The organism is Citrobacter telavivensis, from assembly GCF_041807075.1.
Classification (GTDB): domain Bacteria; phylum Pseudomonadota; class Gammaproteobacteria; order Enterobacterales; family Enterobacteriaceae; genus Citrobacter_A; species Citrobacter_A telavivensis.
In genome coordinates, this window is sequence record NZ_JBGUBF010000002.1 from 629,663 (window position 1) to 647,973 (window position 18,311).

The window sequence follows — 18,311 nt, forward strand, 5'->3', positions numbered from 1 at the left end:
CATGGCAGCCACTTTTTTGGATGTTTGCGCCGTGGTGCCGGCGGCCGGATTTGGCCGCCGTATGCAAACGGAATGTCCGAAGCAATATCTCTCAGTCGGTAATAAAACCATTCTCGAACACTCGGTCTCTGCGCTGCTGGCGCATCCCCGGGTGACCCGCGTGATCATCGCTATCAGCCCTGGCGACAGCCGCTTTGCTCAACTTCCTCTGGCGCAGCATCCGCACATTACCGTCGTGGACGGGGGAAATGAACGGGCAGACTCCGTGCTGGCTGGATTACAGGCCGCCGGAAACGCTGAATGGGTGCTGGTGCATGATGCGGCGCGTCCCTGTCTGCATCAGGATGATTTAGCGCGCCTGCTGGCGATTAGCGAAACCAGCCGCACCGGCGGGATCCTCGCCGTACCGGTGCGCGACACCATGAAACGCGCGGAGCCGGGCAAAACGGCTATCGCCCATACCGTTGAACGCAACGATTTATGGCATGCGCTGACGCCGCAATTTTTCCCTCGTGAACTGCTGCATGACTGCCTGACGCGTGCGCTGAATGAAGGTGCGACCATCACCGATGAAGCGTCGGCGCTGGAATATTGCGGCTTCCATCCACAGCTTGTTGAAGGACGAGCTGATAACATCAAAGTGACGCGTCCGGAAGATTTAGCGCTGGCTGAATTTTATCTGACCCGAACAATCCATCTGGAGGATGCATAATGCGAATTGGACACGGTTTTGACGTACACGCCTTTGGCGGTGAAGGCCCAATTATCATTGGTGGCGTGCGCATCCCGTATGAAAAGGGGCTGCTGGCGCATTCTGATGGCGATGTTGCGCTGCATGCGCTCACCGACGCGCTGCTTGGCGCGGCGGCGCTGGGTGACATTGGCAAGCTGTTTCCGGATACCGATCCGGCGTTTAAAGGCGCGGACAGTCGCGAGTTGCTGCGTGAAGCCTGGCGTCGGATCCAGGCCAAAGGCTACGCCCTGGGCAACGTTGATGTGACTATTATTGCTCAGGCACCGAAGATGCTGCCGCACATTCCGCAAATGCGCGTGTTTATTGCTGAAGATCTCGGTTGTCACATGGATGATGTGAACGTGAAAGCAACCACCACTGAAAAACTCGGTTTTACCGGGCGTGGGGAAGGGATTGCCTGCGAAGCGGTGGCGTTACTCATTAAGGCCGCGAAATGACAGAGTTTGATAATCTCACGTATCTCCACGGAAAACCGCAAAGCACTGGGTTGCTGAAAGCCAGTCCGGAAGATTTTGTGGTGGTCGAAGATTTAGGTTTCGAACCGGATGGCGAAGGTGAGCACATTCTGGTGCGTATTCTTAAAAGCGGCTGTAATACCCGTTTTGTCGCCGACGCGCTGGCGAAGTTTCTGAAAATTCATGTCCGCGAAGTGAGCTTCGCCGGGCAAAAGGATAAGCATGCGGTCACTGAACAGTGGCTATGCGCGCGCGTACCGGGCAAAGAAATGCCCGACCTGAGCGCTTTCCAGCTTGAAGGCTGCAAGGTGCTGGAATACGCGCGTCACAAACGCAAGCTACGTTTAGGCGCGCTGAAAGGCAATGCGTTCACGCTGGTGCTGCGCGAAGTCAGCCATCGTGACGAGGTAGAATCTCGTCTACAGGCGATAAACACCGGCGGTGTACCAAACTATTTTGGCGCTCAGCGTTTTGGCATTGGCGGCAGCAATCTGCAAGGCGCGCTGCGCTGGGCGCAAAGCGATGCGCCTGTGCGGGATCGCAATAAACGCAGTTTTTGGTTGTCGGCGGCCCGCAGTGCGTTGTTTAATCAAATTGTCAGCGAGCGTCTGAAAAAAACAGACTTTAATCAAGTTGTTGACGGCGATGCGCTACAATTAGCGGGACGCGGAAGCTGGTTTGTCGCCACGCAAGAAGAATTGGCGGAATTACAGCGTCGTGTCGATGAAAAAGAATTGATGGTGACGGCTTCGCTTCCCGGCAGCGGCGAGTGGGGAACCCAGCGGGATGCGCTGGCGTTCGAACAGTCCGCGATTGCCGAAGAGTGCGAGTTGCAGTCACTGCTGTTGCGCGAAAAAGTCGAGGCTTCGCGAAGAGCGATGCTGCTCTATCCGCAGCAATTAAGCTGGAACTGGTGGGATGATGTCACTGTTGAGTTACGTTTTTGGCTGCCCGCGGGGAGCTTCGCCACCAGCGTTGTGAGGGAACTGATCAACACAATGGGTGATTATGCGCATATTGCTGAGTAACGATGATGGGGTCCACGCGCCCGGTATACAAACGCTGGCAAAAGCCCTGCGGGAGTTTGCTGACGTACAGGTCGTCGCCCCGGATCGGAACCGCAGTGGCGCGTCAAACTCGCTGACGCTTGAATCTTCTCTCCGGACGTTTACCTTTGATAACGGCGACATCGCCGTGCAGATGGGGACACCCACCGACTGTGTTTATCTGGGCGTCAATGCGCTCATGCGTCCGCGTCCAGATATTGTGGTGTCAGGAATTAACGCCGGCCCTAACCTGGGGGATGACGTTATTTATTCCGGCACCGTCGCGGCGGCGATGGAAGGGCGTCATCTTGGTTTTCCTGCGCTTGCCGTATCGTTAGACGGACATCAGCATTACGAGACTGCTGCGGCCATCACCTGTCGGATCTTACGCGCACTGCGTCGGGAACCGCTGCGTACCGGGCGGATCCTCAACATCAACGTGCCCGACTTACCGCTGGAGCAGATCAAAGGCATCCGCGTGACGCGCTGCGGTAGCCGTCATCCGGCAGACAAAGTGATCCCGCAGGAAGATCCGCGCGGTAACACGTTGTACTGGATTGGCCCACCGGGCGATAAATGCGACGCCGGGCCTGATACCGATTTTGCGGCCGTAGATGAAGGTTACGTGTCCATTACGCCGTTGCATGTGGATTTAACCGCGCACAGCGCGCATGATGTGGTTTCCGACTGGTTAGATAGCGTGGGAGTTGGCACGCAATGGTAAGCAGACGCGTACAGACGCTTCTTGAACAATTGCGCGCGCAGGGGATTCGCGATGAGCAGGTGCTTAATGCCCTGGCCGCGGTGCCGCGTGAGAAATTTATTGATGAAGCGTTTGAACATAAGGCCTGGGACAATATCGCGTTGCCGATAGGTCAGGGACAGACGATTTCGCAACCGTACATGGTGGCGCGAATGACCGAACTGCTCGAACTGACCCCGCAGTCGCGGGTGCTGGAAATTGGCACCGGTTCCGGGTATCAGACGGCGATACTGGCGCATCTGGTACAGCAGGTTTGTTCCGTCGAACGCATTAAAGGTCTGCAATGGCAGGCGCGTCGCCGTCTGAAGCAGCTCGATTTACACAATGTTTCAACTCGTCACGGTGATGGATGGCAAGGCTGGCAGGCACGCGCGCCATTTGACGCTATTATTGTGACGGCAGCTCCGCCGGAAATTCCGACCGCGTTGATGACGCAACTGGATGAAGGCGGCATTCTCGTCTTGCCCGTGGGGGATGAGCATCAGTTTCTGAAACGGGTGCGTCGTCGGGGCGGCGAATTTATTATCGACACCGTGGAGGCGGTACGTTTTGTTCCCTTAGTAAAAGGGGAACTCGCGTAAGACGCGGTTCCGAATACCTGGAGTTTTCCTGGAGTTTTTGGAACGGGTCAGCGTATCGTGGTCACATTTTCCAGTGCCCATTTGCTGTCTGCACGATTATACGTCACTGGTTGTTAACCAATTTTTCCTGGGGGATAAATGAGCGCGGGAAGCCCAAAATTCACCGTTAGCCGCATTGCGGCACTGTCACTGGTTTCGCTATGGCTGGCGGGTTGTTCAAATTCATCGAATCCGCCTGCGCCGGTAAGCTCAGTCAATGGTAATGCCCCGGCGAATACCAGTTCCGGTATGCTGATCACGCCGCCACCGAAGATGGGGACGTCGTCATCCGCCTCGCAGACACCACAAATTCAACCGGTGCAGCGCCCGACGACGCAACCGACGCACGTTCAGCCGGTAGCCGAGCAACCCGTGCAGATGGAAAACGGACGAATTGTCTACAACCGCCAGTATGGGAACATTCCGAAAGGTAGCTACAGCGGCGGCAGCACCTACACCGTTAAAAAAGGCGACACGCTTTTTTACATCGCCTGGATAACCGGGAACGATTTCCGTGACCTGGCGCAGCGCAACAATGTCCAGGCACCGTATGGCCTGAACGTCGGACAAACGCTACAGGTAGGTAACGCATCAGGTGCGCCAATTACCGGTGGTAATGCGATCACCCGGGCCGATGCAGCAGAGCAAGGAGTTGTGACCAGGCCTGCACAAAATTCCGCCGTTGCTGTTGCGTCTAAACCGACAATTACGTATTCTGAGGATTCAGGTGAACAAAGTGCTAACAAAATGTTGCCGAACAACAAGCCTGCTGGGACAGTCGTCACAGCGCCTGTAACGGCTCCAGCAGTTAGTGCAACCGAATCGACAGCAAGCAGTTCGTCTACCAGTTCGCCAATCTCCACATGGCGCTGGCCGACTGACGGCAAAGTGATCGAGAACTTTGGGGCTTCCGAGGGAGGCAATAAAGGGATCGACATTGCGGGCAGTAAGGGACAGGCTATTATCGCGACCGCCGATGGGCGCGTGGTCTATGCCGGTAACGCTCTGCGCGGTTACGGTAATCTTATTATCATCAAACACAACGATGATTACCTGAGTGCCTACGCTCATAACGATACAATGCTGGTCCGGGAACAACAAGAAGTGAAGGCAGGACAAAAAATAGCGACGATGGGTAGCACCGGAACCAGTTCTACACGTTTGCATTTTGAAATTCGTTACAAGGGGAAATCCGTAAACCCGCTGCGTTATTTACCGCAGCGATAAAGCGGCGGAACCAGGCTGACACTTGCTAGTTCCGTCAAGGGATCACGGGTAGGAGCCACCTTATGAGTCAGAATACGCTGAAAGTTCATGATTTAAATGAAGATGCGGAGTTTGATGAGAACGGAGTTGAGGTTTTTGACGAAAAAGCCTTAGTTGAAGAGGAACCCAGTGATAACGATTTGGCTGAAGAAGAGCTGTTATCGCAGGGGGCCACACAGCGTGTGTTGGACGCGACTCAGCTTTACCTTGGTGAGATTGGTTATTCGCCACTGTTAACGGCCGAAGAAGAAGTGTATTTTGCGCGTCGCGCACTGCGTGGAGATGTCGCCTCTCGCCGTCGGATGATTGAAAGTAACCTGCGTCTGGTGGTGAAAATTGCCCGCCGTTATGGCAATCGTGGTCTGGCGCTGCTGGATCTGATTGAAGAGGGCAATCTGGGGCTTATCCGTGCCGTCGAGAAGTTTGACCCGGAACGCGGGTTCCGCTTCTCAACATACGCAACCTGGTGGATTCGCCAGACGATTGAACGGGCTATCATGAACCAAACCCGTACTATTCGACTGCCGATTCACATCGTTAAAGAGCTGAACGTCTATCTGCGTACCGCGCGTGAGTTGTCCCATAAACTGGACCACGAACCCAGCGCGGAAGAAATTGCAGAGCAACTGGATAAGCCGGTTGATGACGTTAGCCGTATGCTTCGTCTTAACGAGCGCATTACCTCGGTAGACACCCCGTTGGGTGGCGATTCCGAAAAAGCGTTGCTGGATATCCTGGCCGATGAGAAAGAGAACGGTCCGGAAGACACCACGCAAGATGACGATATGAAACAGAGCATCGTCAAATGGCTGTTCGAACTGAACGCCAAACAGCGTGAAGTGCTGGCACGTCGTTTCGGTCTGCTGGGTTATGAAGCGGCGACACTGGAAGATGTAGGCCGTGAAATCGGTCTGACTCGTGAACGTGTTCGTCAGATTCAGGTTGAAGGCCTGCGCCGTCTGCGTGAAATCCTGCAGACTCAGGGGCTGAATATCGAAGCGCTGTTCCGCGAGTAAGTACTGTTCTAACAAGAAAGGCCAGCCTCTTTGAGGCTGGCCTTTTTCTTTCTGGCTTTTTTGCTGTGGTTTCGCAGGTGAAAGCAGACGGGTGCATTTTCATGCATACTCAGGTTCGTCAATCGGGCATCATTTTCTTGATTAACAGGGCGAATTGCGCACGTTCCTCGTCATTCAACCGTCCCAGAAATTCCTCATCCACCTGGTTTCCCAGCGGCATGCATACTTTCAGCAGGGCTTCTCCCTCCGTGGTCAGATAAACGAAGCGGCGACGTTTATCCAGCGGATCGTTCTCACGCCTCACCAGCCCGCGTTTTTCCATCCGGCTCAGCATTTCAGCCAGCGTCGCTTTGGTACTGACGGCGGCCTCCATCAGATTAACCTGTTCAATGCCGGGACGTTCCGCAATGGCACGCATCACTGCGTATTGCGGTTTAGTGAGATCCGGCAACTCGTGCTGCCAACGCGCCGTATGTTGCTGAAAAAGCTGGCGTAACAGGTGAAACGCTTTATTCCGTAACTCCATGAAAACTCCAGGCTAAAAATCGTGTCTCCTATCATAACGGGTAACGTCGCGTTTTTTAACGAGGAAAGCTTAAGCTATACGTGCGAAAAAGAGTGGGCGATCTTGTCGCTGCGGTTTTATAGGGGTAATTTAGATAAAACGTTCGTATACGAACAATTTATGGAGTGATGGATGAGATTGATTGTGGGGATGACGGGGGCAACGGGAGCGCCGCTGGGCGTGGCGCTGTTGCAGGCATTGCAAAAAATGCCGGATGTGGAAACGCATCTGGTGATGTCGAAGTGGGCCAAAACGACCATTGAACTGGAAACGCCATACTGCGCGCGCGATGTCGCTGGACTGGCGGATTATTGCCACAGCCCGGCGGATCAGGCGGCGACGATTTCGTCAGGTTCGTTTCGCACCGACGGCATGATCGTTATCCCCTGCAGTATGAAAACGTTGGCCGGAATTCGCGCCGGCTACGCCGAAGGCCTGGTGGGACGCGCCGCCGACGTAGTGCTGAAAGAAGGGCGCAAACTGGTGCTGGTGCCGCGTGAAATGCCGCTCAGCACGATTCATCTCGAAAACATGCTCGCGCTTTCTCGTATGGGTGTGGCAATGGTGCCGCCGATGCCCGCTTTCTACAACCATCCACAAACCGTTGATGATATTACACAACACATTGTGGCCCGCATCCTGGACCAGTTTGCGCTGGAGCATCCGCACGCACGTCGCTGGCAGGGGTTGTCACAGGCACAAAATTTTTCACAGGAGAATGAATAATGGCATTTGATGATTTGCGCAGCTTTTTGCAGGCGCTCGACGACCAGGGGCAACTGCTGAAAATCAGTGAAGAGGTGAATGCAGAACCGGATCTGGCGGCAGCCGCCAACGCCACTGGCCGTATTGGCGACGGTGCGCCGGCACTCTGGTTCGACAATATTCGCGGCTTCACCGATGCGCGCGTGGCGATGAACACCATCGGATCCTGGCAAAATCATGCCATTTCGTTGGGCTTGCCACCGAATACGCCGGTGAAAAAGCAGATTGATGAGTTTATCCGTCGCTGGGATAAGTTCCCGGTAGCCCCGGAGCGTCGCGCGAATCCGCCATGGGCGGAAAACAGCGTCAATGGCGAAGAGATTAATCTGTTCGACCTTCTGCCTCTGTTTCGCCTGAACGATGGGGATGGTGGGTTTTACCTGGATAAAGCCTGTGTGGTCTCCCGCGATCCGCTTGACCCGGACAACTTCGGTAAACAGAACGTGGGTATCTATCGGATGGAAGTGAAGGGCAAGCGTAAGCTGGGCCTGCAGCCGGTACCGATGCACGATATCGCGCTGCATCTGCATAAGGCGGAAGAGCGCGGCGAGGACCTGCCGATCGCCATCACGCTGGGCAACGATCCTATCATCACGCTGATGGGCGCAACGCCGCTGAAATACGATCAGTCCGAATATGAGATGGCGGGTGCGCTGCGTGAAAGCCCGTATCCCATCGCCACCGCACCGTTGACCGGGTTTGATGTGCCGTGGGGATCGGAGGTGATCCTGGAAGGGGTGATTGAAAGCCGCAAACGCGAAATCGAAGGGCCGTTTGGCGAGTTCACCGGTCACTATTCCGGTGGTCGCAATATGACGGTGGTGCGTATCGATAAGGTTTCGTATCGCAGCAAACCGATTTTTGAATCGCTTTATCTGGGTATGCCGTGGACGGAAATCGACTATCTGATGGGGCCGGCCACCTGCGTGCCGCTGTATCAGCAACTGAAAGCGGAATTTCCGGAAGTGCAGGCGGTTAACGCGATGTACACCCACGGCCTGCTGGCGATTATCTCCACCAAAAAACGCTACGGTGGCTTTGCCCGCGCAGTGGGCCTGCGTGCGATGACCACGCCGCATGGCCTGGGTTACGTGAAGATGGTCATCATGGTTGATGAAGATGTTGACCCGTTCAACCTGCCGCAGGTGATGTGGGCGCTCTCTTCGAAAGTGAACCCGGCGGGTGACCTGGTTCAGCTACCGAATATGTCGGTACTGGAACTGGATCCTGGTTCAAGCCCTGCGGGGATCACCGACAAACTGATTATCGATGCCACCACGCCAGTCGCACCAGACAACCGTGGTCACTATAGCCAGCCGGTGGTGGATTTACCGGAAACCAAAGCCTGGGCTGAAAAACTGACCTCGATGCTGGCCGCACGCAAATAAGGAGAAGAAGATGATTTGCCCACGTTGTGCTGATGAACATATTGAAGTGATGGCAACATCGCCGGTGAAAGATGTCTGGACGGTGTATCAGTGCCAGCACTGCCTTTATACCTGGCGTAATACGGAACCGCTGCGCCGCACCAGCCGCGAACATTATCCGCAGGCGTTTCGCATGACGCAAAAAGATATTGATGACGCGCCGATGGTGCCGAGTATTCCTCCGCTGCTGGCGGAAGATAAACGTTAACGGAGTGCCGGATGGCGGCTGACGCCTTATCCGGCCTACGAAAGTACAGTACCGTGAGTGTGCAGGCCCGATACGCAAAGCGTCATCGGGCATTTCTCTTACACCAGACTTTTCAGACGATAGATCCACTCCAGCGCCTGACGGGGCGACAGGGAATCCGGATCGAGATTTTCCAGGGCTTCAACAGCGGGAGAGGTCTCTTCAGGGACGGACAGCAGCGACATCTGCGTGCCATCCACCTGCGTTGCCGCCGCGTTTGGCGAAATGCTTTCCAGCTCGCGTAGTTTCTGCCGCGCTCGTTTGATCACCTCTTTCGGAACGCCCGCCAGCGCCGCGACCGCCAGGCCGTAACTCTTACTGGCCGCACCATCCTGAACGCTGTGCATAAAGGCGATGGTATCGCCGTGCTCCAGGGCATCCAGATGCACGTTGGCAACGCCTTCCATTTTCTCCGGCAGTTGTGTCAGCTCGAAATAGTGCGTCGCGAACAGCGTCAGCGCTTTGATCTTATTCGCCAGATTTTCCGCGCACGCCCACGCCAGCGACAGGCCGTCGTAAGTCGACGTCCCGCGGCCAATCTCATCCATCAACACCAGACTGTTCTCGGTAGCGTTGTGCAGAATGTTGGCCGTTTCGGTCATCTCTACCATGAAGGTGGAGCGCCCGGAGGCCAGATCGTCCGCTGCGCCCACGCGGGTAAAGATGCGATCGATAGGACCAATCTCTACCTTCTGCGCCGGCACGTAGCTGCCGATATAGGCCAGCATTGCAATCAGCGCGGTCTGGCGCATGTAGGTACTTTTACCGCCCATATTTGGCCCGGTAATGATCAGCATTCTGCGCTGCGGTGAGAGGTCCAGCGGATTGGCAATAAACGGCTCATTTAGCACCTGTTCCACTACCGGATGGCGACCTTCGGTAATCCGAATACCCGGTTTATCGCTAAAGGTCGGACAGGTGTAGTTCAGCGTATATGCGCGCTCGGCCAGGTTCACCAGTACGTCGAGTTCCGCCAGCGCACTGGCGCTCTGTTGCAGATCCGCCAGATGGGGCAGCAGCAGGTCGAACAGTTCATCATAGAGCTGTTTTTCCAGCGCCAGCGCTTTGCCCTTGGAGGTCAGGACTTTGTCTTCGTACTCTTTGAGTTCCGGGATGATGTAGCGCTCGGCGTTTTTCAGCGTCTGGCGACGAACGTAGTTGATTGGCGCGAGGTGGCTCTGCCCACGGCTGATCTGGATGTAATAACCGTGTACTGCGTTAAAGCCGACTTTCAGCGTGTCCAGTCCGGTACGCTCACGTTCGCGAATTTCCAGCCTGTCGAGATAGTCGGTCGCACCGTCTGCCAGCGCGCGCCACTCATCGAGTTCTTCGTTGTAGCCTGGTGCGATAACGCCGCCGTCACGGACCAGTACCGGTGGCGCGTCAACGACCGCACGTTCCAGCAGTTCCCGCAGTTCGGTGAATTCGCCCATTTTCTCGCGCAGCATCTGTACGGGGGCGCTGTCCACCGATTCCAGTTGCGCACGCAGTTCCGGCAACTGCTGGAAGGCGTGGCGCATGCGGGCGAGATCGCGAGGACGGGCGGTGCGCAGTGCCAGACGCGCAAGAATACGTTCCAGATCGCCTACCTGACGCAACACCGGCTGTAGTTCGCTGGTCGCATCCTGTAGCGAGCCGATAGTCTGTTGGCGTTCAGTCAGGATTTTCGTGTCACGTACCGGCATGTGCAGCCAGCGTTTGAGCATACGGCTGCCCATCGGCGTTACGGTACAGTCGAGCACGGAGGCCAGCGTGTTCTCTACGCCGCCTGCCAGGTTCTGGGTAATCTCCAGATTGCGGCGCGTCGCGGCATCCATGATGATGCTGTCCTGCTGGCGCTCCATGGTGATAGAACGAATATGCGGCAGGGAAGTGCGTTGCGTGTCCTTGACGTATTGCAACAGGCAGCCGGCAGCGCAAAGCCCGCGCGGCGCGTTTTCAACGCCAAAGCCAATGAGATCGCGGGTACCAAACTGCAAATTCAACTGCTGACGGGCAGTATCAATTTCAAATTCCCACAGCGGGCGACGTCGTAATCCACGACGGCCTTCAATCAGCGCCATCTCAGCGAAGTCTTCGGCGTACAGCAGTTCCGCCGGATTGGTACGCTGCAGTTCGGCTGCCATTGTTTCCCGATCGGCCGGTTCGCTCACGCGAAAACGTCCGGAGCTGATATCCAGCGTGGCATAACCGTAGCCTTTGCTGTCCTGCCAGATGGCAGCCAGCAGGTTGTCCTGGCGCTCCTGTAACAGGGCTTCATCGCTGATGGTACCTGGAGTGACAATACGAACGACTTTACGCTCAACAGGCCCTTTGCTGGTGGCGGGATCGCCTATCTGCTCACAAATGGCGACGGATTCACCCTGATTCACCAGCTTGGCGAGGTAGTTTTCAACCGCGTGATGGGGAATGCCCGCCATCGGGATAGGTTCGCCTGCGGATGCGCCGCGCTTGGTCAGCGAAATGTCGAGCAGTTGCGACGCCCGTTTTGCATCGTCGTAAAAGAGTTCGTAAAAGTCGCCCATGCGATAGAAAAGCAGGATCTCCGGGTGCTGGGCTTTCAGCTTGAGATACTGCTGCATCATTGGGGTATGGGCGTCGAGATTATCGATTGTACTCATGGAGTTGTGTCCAGTTCCCTGAATGTAAATGGGTTGCGATACTTTTAGTTTTCGTTGTTATCACATTAGGGGCACATGATAGCGGAGATACGCATTTCAGGGAAAGCCAGGATCGCCGACTTCTCGATCCTTCTTCCGTTTCAGAATTTTACACCGATTGTTGTTGTCGCAATTCCGAGCGCCGGTCGCGTAATGTGGCAAAAACAAACGCAACGATAAAGATAAGGGTAAACAGCACCACGATCGTGGGAGCGGGGGCGCTGTCGAGGAAAAACGACAGATAAACGCCCAAAAATGAGGTGACTACCGACAGCCCGGTTGCCAACAGCAGTGCGTGGGCAAAGCGTCGGGTGAGGAGAACGGCAATCGCGCCAGGGGCTATCAGCAGGGAAATCGACAAAATGATCCCCACCGATTTCAGCGTCGCCACGATGGTCAGCGCAATCATGCAGAGTAATCCGTAGTGCAACAGCGTCGTGTTAAGACCGCAGGCCTTTGCCTGATGTGGATCGAAGGCGTGAAGCAGCAGATCTTTCCATTTGAAGACGATGACTAGCGCAATTCCGAGCGCGATGAGCGCCGTTTGCCCAATATCGCTGAGCGAAATCCCCAGCATGTCGCCAAATAAGATATGGTCGAGATGGACCTCTGACTGGATAGAGACATACAGCACCAGTCCGGCGCCAAACATTCCGGAAAAGACAATCCCCATGATGGTGTCGCGTTTGATCCGACTGTTGTCGTCGAGATACCCGGTGGCGACAGCGCAGAACAGGCCGGCGATAAACGCGCCAATCGCCAGCGGAATGCCGACGATATACGCCAGTACAATTCCCGGAAAGACGGCGTGGCTCATGGCATCGCCCATGAGTGCCCAGCCTTTCAGCACCAGAAATACCGACAGCAGCGCGCAGGGAACTGCGACAATGGTCGATACGGTCAGTGCATTGATCATAAAGTTGAACTGAAAAGGTTCCAGCAGGATGCTCAGGAACATGACGGCTCCTTACGACGTGCACGACGACGGTTCGCCAGCAGGCCGTGTTTGGGGGCGAAAACGAACGCTAACAGGAACAGCAGCGTTTGCAGCACCACGATGATCCCGCCGGTAGCGCCGTCCAGCCAGTAACTGAGCCAGGCACCGAAGAAACTGGTTACACTGCCAATCGCAACGGCAATGATAAGAAGGCGCGGGAAGCGATCGGTCAGCAGCCAGGCCGTTGCGCCGGGCGTCACCACCAGGCAGATCACCAGAAAGGCGCCCACCGTTTGTAGCGCAGCCACGGTGGACACCGACAGCAGGGTGAAAAACAGCAGCTTCAGGCGATCCGGATTCAGGCCAATCGAGCGGGCGTGGTTTTCATCAAAAAAGGTGACCATCAGATCCTTCCACTTCAGCAGCAGGATGAGCAGGGAAACCGCGCCAATAATGGCCAGTTGCACAATATCTTCCGGCGCGATCGCCAACACGTTGCCGAGAATGATGGTCTGAATATTTACCGACATCGGGTTGAGCGACACCATAAACAGCCCAATGCCAAAGAATGACGAGAAGATCAGGCCAATAATGGCGTCCTCTTTCAGCCGCGAGCGCTGGTTCAGAAACAACATACTGCCTGCCGCCAGACCACCGGAGAGGAAGGCGCCGAGCGAAAAAGGTAAGCCGAGCATGTACGCCCCGGCAACGCCTGGCACGATGGAGTGCGAAAGCGCATCGCCAATCAGCGACCAGCCTTTGAGCATTAAATAGCACGAGAGAAAGGCGCACAGGCCGCCAACCATCGCTGAAACCCACATCGCATTGAGCATGTACTGATAGCCAAAGGGTTCCGTCAGCCAGTTCATGATGATTCTCCGCTGCCTGCCGTACGCCGGGAAATAAACGGACGTTCGTCATCGGTAATGATGTGTTCTTCGCCGCCGCTGAGCGCGACGTGGCGTAAAACGCCGCTGAATGCCAGCTCAAGGTTTTCGGCGGTAAAGGTCGTATCGGTTGGGCCGCTTGCCAGTACGGTGCCTTTGATCATCACCGTATAATCGCAGAACTCGGTGACTGAACCGAGATTATGGGTGGAGACCAGCATGGTGCGCCCCTCATCGCGCAACTCGCGTAACAGCGCAATAATGCGGGCTTCGGTTTTGACGTCGACACCGGTAAAGGGCTCATCCAGCAGAATCACCTGGCCGTCCTGGGCAATGGCTCTGGCGAGAAAGACGCGTTTTTTCTGCCCGCCGGAAAGCTCACCAATCTGCCGGTGGCGGTATTCCAGCATGTCCACCCGCGCCAGCGCAGCGTCGACGCTGGCTCGATCCGCTGCCTTTGGGCGACGCAACCAGCCCATATGCCCGTAGCGACCCATCATTACCACGTCCTCCACCAGCACCGGAAATGACCAGTCGACCTCTTCTGACTGCGGCACGTAAGCAATAAGATTCTGTTTCAGCGCGTTATTCACCGGCAGTTGCAGGATAGATATCTCGCCGTCCGCCAGACGGACAAAGCCCATTAACGCCTTGAACAGCGTCGATTTTCCCGATCCGTTAACCCCTACCAGCGCGGCAATAGAGCCGCCGGGCACCTGAAAGGTGGCATCGCGTAGCGCGGTATGACCATTGCGATACGTCACCGTCACCTGATTCACGGTAATCGCCGATTGACTCATTTCTGGTTCCTCAGACCGTCGTTAATGCCGCTGACGATGGTCTCGGTAGTGACCCGCAACAGGTCGAGATAGGTGGGCACGGGGCCATCGGCGGCGCTCAGCGAATCGACATACAGCACGCCGCCGTAATGTGCACCGGACTCCCGGGCGACCTGGCGAGCCGGTTTATCCGAGACGGTGCTTTCGCTGAACACGGTGGGGATCTGATGTTGTCTTATCGCATCGATGACTTTACGCACCTGTCTCGGCGTTCCCTGCTGATCGGCGTTGATCGGCCAGAGGTACAGCTCTTTCAGATCGTTATCGCGGGCAAGATAGGAGAACGCCCCCTCACTGGTCACCAGCCAGCGTTTATCGGCAGGGATCTTTGCCAGCGCGGCATGGAGAGGGGCCAGCGTCTGGTGAATTTGCGCTTTATAACGTTCGGCATTTTTCTGGTAAACCGCGGCGTTATCCGGATCGTATTTCGCCAGCGCGTCGCGAATATTGTCGACGTAGATAATTGCATTTTCTGCAGACATCCAGGCGTGGGGGTTAGGTTTTCCGTTATACGGACCTTCGCTGATACCCATCGGTTTCACCCCGTCAGACACCGTCACGTCCGGTACGCCCGACAAATTCTGATAGAAGCGGGCAAACCACAGTTCCAGATTCAGGCCGTTAGAGAGGATCAGTTGCGCACCCTGTGCCCGCTTAATGTCACCCGGAGTGGGCTGATACTCATGAATTTCTGCGCCAGGTTTGGTGATCGAACTGACATTTGCCGCCTCGCCCGCCACGTTTTTCGCCATGTCGGCAATGATAGTGAAGGTGGTAACGACGTTGAGTTTCTCTCTGGCGTAAGCCGGTGACAGCGCAAAGATGACCAGTACGCCAGCCAGCAGAGACGACGTCAGACGGGGAAGATGTGACATAGTATCCCTCCTAAAAAAGTGGTTAATTATCCATCAAATATAGCCTTTGCTATGTTATATAGCACAAGGCATATATAAAGATAGTGTTAAATGAAAATAATTCTTATTTGAGCGGTGGGGGAGATGTCACCTTCGGGTGATAGTGTCGCGAGAATTTAAGTTGTAGAATAAATACACCTTAATGTTGTGGAGGGCGCATCATGTCCGGCAAGCGTATCGCTCGCGAAAAACTGACGATTAAAAAGATGATCGCGCTGTACGAGAGCCAGTGTCCGCAGGCTTCCGACGAGTCGGGGCACTACGACGCGCTGTTCGCCTATGCGCAAAAGCGTCTGGATAAGTGCGTCTTTGGTGAGGAGAAACCCGCCTGTAAACAGTGTCCAGTACACTGCTATCAGCCTGCAAAACGTGAAGAGATGAAGCAGATCATGCGCTGGGCGGGGCCGAGAATGCTCTGGCGTCACCCGATTTTAACCGTTCGTCATCTTATCGACGATAAACGCCCCGTGCCGGCATTACCGGAAAAATATCAGCGCAAGAAGTAGGGCGTTGGTAAGCCCGACAGCATGACGTTATCGGGCACCAGAATTACGCTTTGGTGGCAATCAGAATCGCTGAGGCTTTAATCAGCGCGATCACGCGGCTGCCCTGGCTCAGTTTCATCTCTTGCTGACTTTCATTGGTGACGACTGCCACAATCTCAAATCCGGCGTCGGTTTTGATGTGGACAGTGGCATTGACCGCGCCTTCAGTGACCTGAGAAACGCTACCGACGAACTGGTTGCGGGCTGAAAATTTCAGACCACAATCTTCTGTTGCCAGAGTGACCCACGGCGCTTTGATCAACGCAATGGCGTCTTTGCCTTTCACCAGACCCAGCGCCTGCTGGCTGCTGTGGGTGACGATGGCGACCAGTTTTGCACCGCCAGCCAGGGTCAACTCAACTTCGTCATTCACTGCCCCTGTTGCGACTGCGCTAACCGTACCGGTCAATTGATTACGTGCTGATACCGCCATGTTGCCTCCTTTTGTTTATGTTTCACAGAGTATAGCCTGAACGACTTACACTAATGCATCCTTATCAATCCCTAAGCGCTTCATGCGCGACAGCAGCGTTGTACGCTTGAGTCCGAGGCGCTGAGCCGCCCCTTTCGGACCTGCGACCACACCATTGGTCTCTTTCAGCACCCGCATGATGAGCTGATACTCGTCCTCGCCTTCCTGCGCGACTTCCGTTGCGACAGGGGGGACGTCCGGTGAGAGCATGCCAACATCCGGAAGTGAGAGTTGCAGTACGCTTCCCCGCGTCAGCAGAACGGCGCGCTCAACCACGTTTTCCAGTTCACGCACGTTGCCAGGCCACTCCATATTACTGAGGATGCGCAGCGTTTCCGCCGGGATACTGTCAATGTTACGTCCCAGGCGGCGAGCGATTTTAAAGGTGAACGCTTTCACCAACAGAGGGATATCCTCCGGGCGTTCGCGCAGCGGCGGAAGCTGGATCGGAAAAACGTTGAGGCGGTAGTAGAGATCGCTGCGAAACTCGCGATCGTCGACCATTTTTTTGAGATCGCGGTTAGTGGCGGCGATCAGACGCACGTCGGTCTGGATCAGCTTATTGCTGCCCAGACGCTCAAATTCCTGTTCCTGTAAGACGCGCAGAAGCTTCGGCTGTAACTCCAGCGGCATGTCGCCGACTTCATCCAGGAATAGTGAACTTTTATCCGCCAGCTCAAAGCGGCCAATGCGCTGCGCGCTGGCACCGGTGAAAGCGCCGCGTTCGTGGCCGAACAGATCGCTTTCCAGCAGTCCGGCGGGCATGGCGGCACAGTTCATCTTCACCATCCGGCGCGCGTTACGCCCGCTCAGATTATGGATAGCACGGGCAATTAGCTCTTTCCCCGTGCCGGTTTCCCCAAGGATCAGCACGGTGCTGTCGCTCTGGGCCACCATCTCGACCTGCTTGAGCACGCTGTACATTGCTTCGCTGCGCCCGATGATTTCGCCAAATTCGCTGTCGACATTATTAAGCTGTTCGGTGAGCGCCAGGTTTTCATCCACCAGTCGCTCTTTCAGTCGATGAATTTCCTGATAGGCGAGGGCGTTATCCACGGCGATGGCCACGCGCTCGGCAATCTGGCGCAGCAGGTTCAGGTTGGCGGTGGTGAACACTTTTTCTTCACACTGCGCCAGCTTGAGCACGCCGAGCATGGTATTGCCCGACTTCAGCGGCAGCAGGCACAGCGTCTGGATCTGGTTGCCCCACGTATTGAACAGCATGCGTTCATAGGGGGCCAGCGCATCCCGTTCGTTCAGGTTAATCAGCAGCATCTCTTTGCTTTTAAACACCCGCTCCGTCAGGGTGCCAGCTTCATCCACTTCGCTCTGTTCGTGCGCCGGATGATTTTCATCGAGGTAGTGGGTGGAGTAAATGCTGAGCTTATTTTTGCGGTGGCTGCGAAGGACAATGCTGATGTCGTCGATATTGAAATAGTGGTGGATCTCTTTGGCGACTTCACTGACCAGTTCGTCCATGTCGAGCCGGGAGAGCACGGCGTTGGTGATGGCGACCAGAATGCGAAAGTTGTCGCGTTCGCGGCACAAGAGATCGTAATCGACGTTGTTCGTGACCCGGCACTGAATTTGCTCCGCCACCACGCCAACTATCTGCGTGAAGGTTTGCAGCCGCTCGTACTCTTTTTCGCTCCAGGGGCGGTCTTCATTGCGGATGAATTCACAGCCGCCAAAAATGCGCCCATCCGCCGCTAGCGGCAGCAGGCAGTAGTGACCAAATGGAGTATAAAGTCCGCCGCAGGCCAGCTGCGGCCAGGTTTCCGTAAATTCGTGATAATTGCAGTGCAAGGCATCGGGTCGGGAAAGAATACGGCGGACCGGGCCGTGGGCCAATACGGTTTCGTCTTCGTAAACGACGGGATTACCGTTATCGCGCGTGACGTAATACGACGCGCGCTGCGTTTGCGCTTGCCACAGTACAATTGCCGCGCTGTCGGCAAGCGCCGAGCGCTTTACCAGTTGCGAAAGCGCCTCACTTAGCGATTGCAGGTCGGGCTGCTGTAACAATGTGCGAGTGATGTCGAACAATCCTTGCTGCCCGAGATCGCTCATCGGTGTATACGACATATTGCTTTTCCAGGAAAGTACCGCTGCGCGGTGCAAAAAAGAAACTAA

At 55.6% G+C, this 18,311-nt stretch carries 19 protein-coding genes; 11 read left to right on the forward strand and 8 right to left on the reverse strand.

Annotation, left to right across the window (positions count from 1 at the left end):
* Position 1 precedes the first annotated feature (1 nt).
* The 7 genes from ispD to rpoS all read left to right on the forward strand — a co-directional run bounded on the left by ispD (position 2) and on the right by rpoS (position 5,920).
* Positions 2-712: a 2-C-methyl-D-erythritol 4-phosphate cytidylyltransferase gene (ispD, locus tag ACERJC_RS14020; RefSeq protein WP_152402470.1), complete on the forward strand. Its 711-nt coding sequence runs from the start codon at positions 2-4 to the stop codon at positions 710-712.
* Positions 712-1,191: a 2-C-methyl-D-erythritol 2,4-cyclodiphosphate synthase gene (gene ispF / locus ACERJC_RS14025; protein ID WP_152402472.1), complete on the forward strand. Its 480-nt coding sequence runs from the start codon at positions 712-714 to the stop codon at positions 1,189-1,191. Before ispD ends, ispF begins: the two co-directional genes overlap by 1 nt.
* Entirely contained in the window at positions 1,188-2,237 is a 1,050-nt protein-coding gene (gene truD / locus ACERJC_RS14030) for a tRNA pseudouridine(13) synthase TruD (RefSeq protein ID WP_152402474.1), read from the forward strand. Before ispF ends, truD begins: the two co-directional genes overlap by 4 nt.
* On the forward strand, positions 2,218-2,979 hold the full coding sequence (gene surE, locus ACERJC_RS14035) for a 5'/3'-nucleotidase SurE (protein WP_373671914.1): 762 nt from the start codon (positions 2,218-2,220) through the stop codon (positions 2,977-2,979). Before truD ends, surE begins: the two co-directional genes overlap by 20 nt.
* Entirely contained in the window at positions 2,973-3,599 is a 627-nt protein-coding gene (pcm, locus tag ACERJC_RS14040) for a protein-L-isoaspartate O-methyltransferase (RefSeq protein WP_042322593.1), read from the forward strand. Before surE ends, pcm begins: the two co-directional genes overlap by 7 nt.
* A gap of 189 nt (positions 3,600-3,788) precedes the next feature.
* A complete protein-coding gene (nlpD, locus tag ACERJC_RS14045; RefSeq protein WP_306464037.1) occupies positions 3,789-4,865 on the forward strand; it encodes a murein hydrolase activator NlpD in 1,077 nt (358 codons plus the stop codon).
* Between the two features lie 62 nt (positions 4,866-4,927).
* Positions 4,928-5,920, forward strand: a complete 993-nt coding sequence (gene rpoS, locus ACERJC_RS14050; protein ID WP_000081550.1) for an RNA polymerase sigma factor RpoS — start codon at positions 4,928-4,930, stop codon at positions 5,918-5,920.
* Positions 5,921-6,038: 118 nt separating this feature from the next.
* Here rpoS and ACERJC_RS14055 read toward each other — a convergent pair whose 3' ends face one another.
* Positions 6,039-6,446, reverse strand: coding sequence for a MarR family winged helix-turn-helix transcriptional regulator (locus ACERJC_RS14055; RefSeq protein WP_371895376.1), 408 nt, complete (start codon positions 6,444-6,446; stop codon positions 6,039-6,041).
* Between the two features lie 171 nt (positions 6,447-6,617).
* Here ACERJC_RS14055 and ACERJC_RS14060 point away from each other — a divergent pair, with 171 nt between their 5' ends.
* Genes ACERJC_RS14060 through ACERJC_RS14070 form a run of 3 tightly spaced genes read left to right on the forward strand, consistent with a single transcriptional unit; the run spans position 6,618 to position 8,885 of the window.
* A complete protein-coding gene (locus ACERJC_RS14060; protein ID WP_178826319.1) occupies positions 6,618-7,211 on the forward strand; it encodes a non-oxidative hydroxyarylic acid decarboxylases subunit B in 594 nt (197 codons plus the stop codon).
* Positions 7,211-8,638 (forward strand): non-oxidative hydroxyarylic acid decarboxylases subunit C, encoded by a 1,428-nt coding sequence (locus ACERJC_RS14065; RefSeq protein WP_373671915.1) that lies wholly within the window; start codon positions 7,211-7,213, stop codon positions 8,636-8,638. The genes ACERJC_RS14060 and ACERJC_RS14065 overlap by 1 nt, the downstream gene beginning before the upstream one ends.
* Before the next feature lie 10 nt (positions 8,639-8,648).
* Complete coding sequence (locus ACERJC_RS14070; RefSeq protein WP_178827462.1) at positions 8,649-8,885, forward strand: non-oxidative hydroxyarylic acid decarboxylases subunit D; 237 nt, start codon at positions 8,649-8,651, stop codon at positions 8,883-8,885.
* A gap of 98 nt (positions 8,886-8,983) precedes the next feature.
* Here the strand turns inward: ACERJC_RS14070 and mutS are convergent, their stop codons facing one another.
* The 5 genes from mutS to ACERJC_RS14095 form a co-directional block, all read right to left on the reverse strand.
* Complete coding sequence (gene mutS, locus ACERJC_RS14075; RefSeq protein WP_373671916.1) at positions 8,984-11,545, reverse strand: DNA mismatch repair protein MutS; 2,562 nt, start codon at positions 11,543-11,545, stop codon at positions 8,984-8,986.
* Between the two features lie 148 nt (positions 11,546-11,693).
* Entirely contained in the window at positions 11,694-12,542 is an 849-nt protein-coding gene (gene sitD / locus ACERJC_RS14080; protein ID WP_178823715.1) for an iron/manganese ABC transporter permease subunit SitD, read from the reverse strand.
* Complete coding sequence (gene sitC, locus ACERJC_RS14085; protein WP_152402499.1) at positions 12,533-13,390, reverse strand: iron/manganese ABC transporter permease subunit SitC; 858 nt, start codon at positions 13,388-13,390, stop codon at positions 12,533-12,535. Before sitC ends, sitD begins: the two co-directional genes overlap by 10 nt.
* Positions 13,387-14,208 carry an iron/manganese ABC transporter ATP-binding protein SitB gene (gene sitB, locus ACERJC_RS14090; protein WP_178823717.1) on the reverse strand — a complete coding sequence of 274 codons (822 nt, stop codon included), beginning with the start codon at positions 14,206-14,208 and terminating at the stop codon, positions 13,387-13,389. The genes sitC and sitB overlap by 4 nt, the downstream gene beginning before the upstream one ends.
* Positions 14,205-15,122 carry a metal ABC transporter substrate-binding protein gene (locus tag ACERJC_RS14095; RefSeq protein WP_373671917.1) on the reverse strand — a complete coding sequence of 306 codons (918 nt, stop codon included), beginning with the start codon at positions 15,120-15,122 and terminating at the stop codon, positions 14,205-14,207. The genes sitB and ACERJC_RS14095 overlap by 4 nt, the downstream gene beginning before the upstream one ends.
* A 200-nt stretch (positions 15,123-15,322) precedes the next feature.
* Here ACERJC_RS14095 and ACERJC_RS14100 point away from each other — a divergent pair, with 200 nt between their 5' ends.
* Entirely contained in the window at positions 15,323-15,667 is a 345-nt protein-coding gene (locus ACERJC_RS14100) for a nitrous oxide-stimulated promoter family protein (RefSeq protein WP_152402506.1), read from the forward strand.
* 43 nt (positions 15,668-15,710) lie between these two features.
* On the opposite strand, the gene ACERJC_RS14105 is transcribed toward ACERJC_RS14100, so the two are convergent.
* A complete protein-coding gene (locus tag ACERJC_RS14105) occupies positions 15,711-16,139 on the reverse strand; it encodes a TOBE domain-containing protein (RefSeq protein ID WP_152402508.1) in 429 nt (142 codons plus the stop codon).
* A 45-nt stretch (positions 16,140-16,184) separates the two neighbouring features.
* Positions 16,185-18,263: a formate hydrogenlyase transcriptional activator FlhA gene (gene flhA / locus ACERJC_RS14110; protein ID WP_152402510.1), complete on the reverse strand. Its 2,079-nt coding sequence runs from the start codon at positions 18,261-18,263 to the stop codon at positions 16,185-16,187.
* Between the last annotated feature and the right edge of the window lie 48 nt (positions 18,264-18,311).

Bases quoted from the DNA above. Each gene is read 5' to 3' on its own strand.
- ACERJC_RS14095 (WP_373671917.1), bottom strand. From the start codon at position 15,122: ATGTCACATCTTCCCCGTCTGACGTCGTCTCTGCTGGCTGGCGTACTG.
- ACERJC_RS14060 (WP_178826319.1), top strand. From the start codon at position 6,618: ATGAGATTGATTGTGGGGATGACGGGGGCAACGGGAGCGCCGCTGGGC.
- ACERJC_RS14055 (WP_371895376.1), bottom strand. From the start codon at position 6,446: ATGGAGTTACGGAATAAAGCGTTTCACCTGTTACGCCAGCTTTTTCAG.
- rpoS (WP_000081550.1), top strand. From the start codon at position 4,928: ATGAGTCAGAATACGCTGAAAGTTCATGATTTAAATGAAGATGCGGAG.
- surE (WP_373671914.1), top strand. From the start codon at position 2,218: ATGCGCATATTGCTGAGTAACGATGATGGGGTCCACGCGCCCGGTATA.
- flhA (WP_152402510.1), bottom strand. From the start codon at position 18,263: ATGTCGTATACACCGATGAGCGATCTCGGGCAGCAAGGATTGTTCGAC.
- ispD (WP_152402470.1), top strand. From the start codon at position 2: ATGGCAGCCACTTTTTTGGATGTTTGCGCCGTGGTGCCGGCGGCCGGA.
- ACERJC_RS14070 (WP_178827462.1), top strand. From the start codon at position 8,649: ATGATTTGCCCACGTTGTGCTGATGAACATATTGAAGTGATGGCAACA.
- pcm (WP_042322593.1), top strand. From the start codon at position 2,973: ATGGTAAGCAGACGCGTACAGACGCTTCTTGAACAATTGCGCGCGCAG.
- ACERJC_RS14105 (WP_152402508.1), bottom strand. From the start codon at position 16,139: ATGGCGGTATCAGCACGTAATCAATTGACCGGTACGGTTAGCGCAGTC.
- ACERJC_RS14100 (WP_152402506.1), top strand. From the start codon at position 15,323: ATGTCCGGCAAGCGTATCGCTCGCGAAAAACTGACGATTAAAAAGATG.
- mutS (WP_373671916.1), bottom strand. From the start codon at position 11,545: ATGAGTACAATCGATAATCTCGACGCCCATACCCCAATGATGCAGCAG.
- sitD (WP_178823715.1), bottom strand. From the start codon at position 12,542: ATGTTCCTGAGCATCCTGCTGGAACCTTTTCAGTTCAACTTTATGATC.
- ACERJC_RS14065 (WP_373671915.1), top strand. From the start codon at position 7,211: ATGGCATTTGATGATTTGCGCAGCTTTTTGCAGGCGCTCGACGACCAG.
- sitB (WP_178823717.1), bottom strand. From the start codon at position 14,208: ATGAGTCAATCGGCGATTACCGTGAATCAGGTGACGGTGACGTATCGC.
- ispF (WP_152402472.1), top strand. From the start codon at position 712: ATGCGAATTGGACACGGTTTTGACGTACACGCCTTTGGCGGTGAAGGC.
- sitC (WP_152402499.1), bottom strand. From the start codon at position 13,390: ATGAACTGGCTGACGGAACCCTTTGGCTATCAGTACATGCTCAATGCG.
- truD (WP_152402474.1), top strand. From the start codon at position 1,188: ATGACAGAGTTTGATAATCTCACGTATCTCCACGGAAAACCGCAAAGC.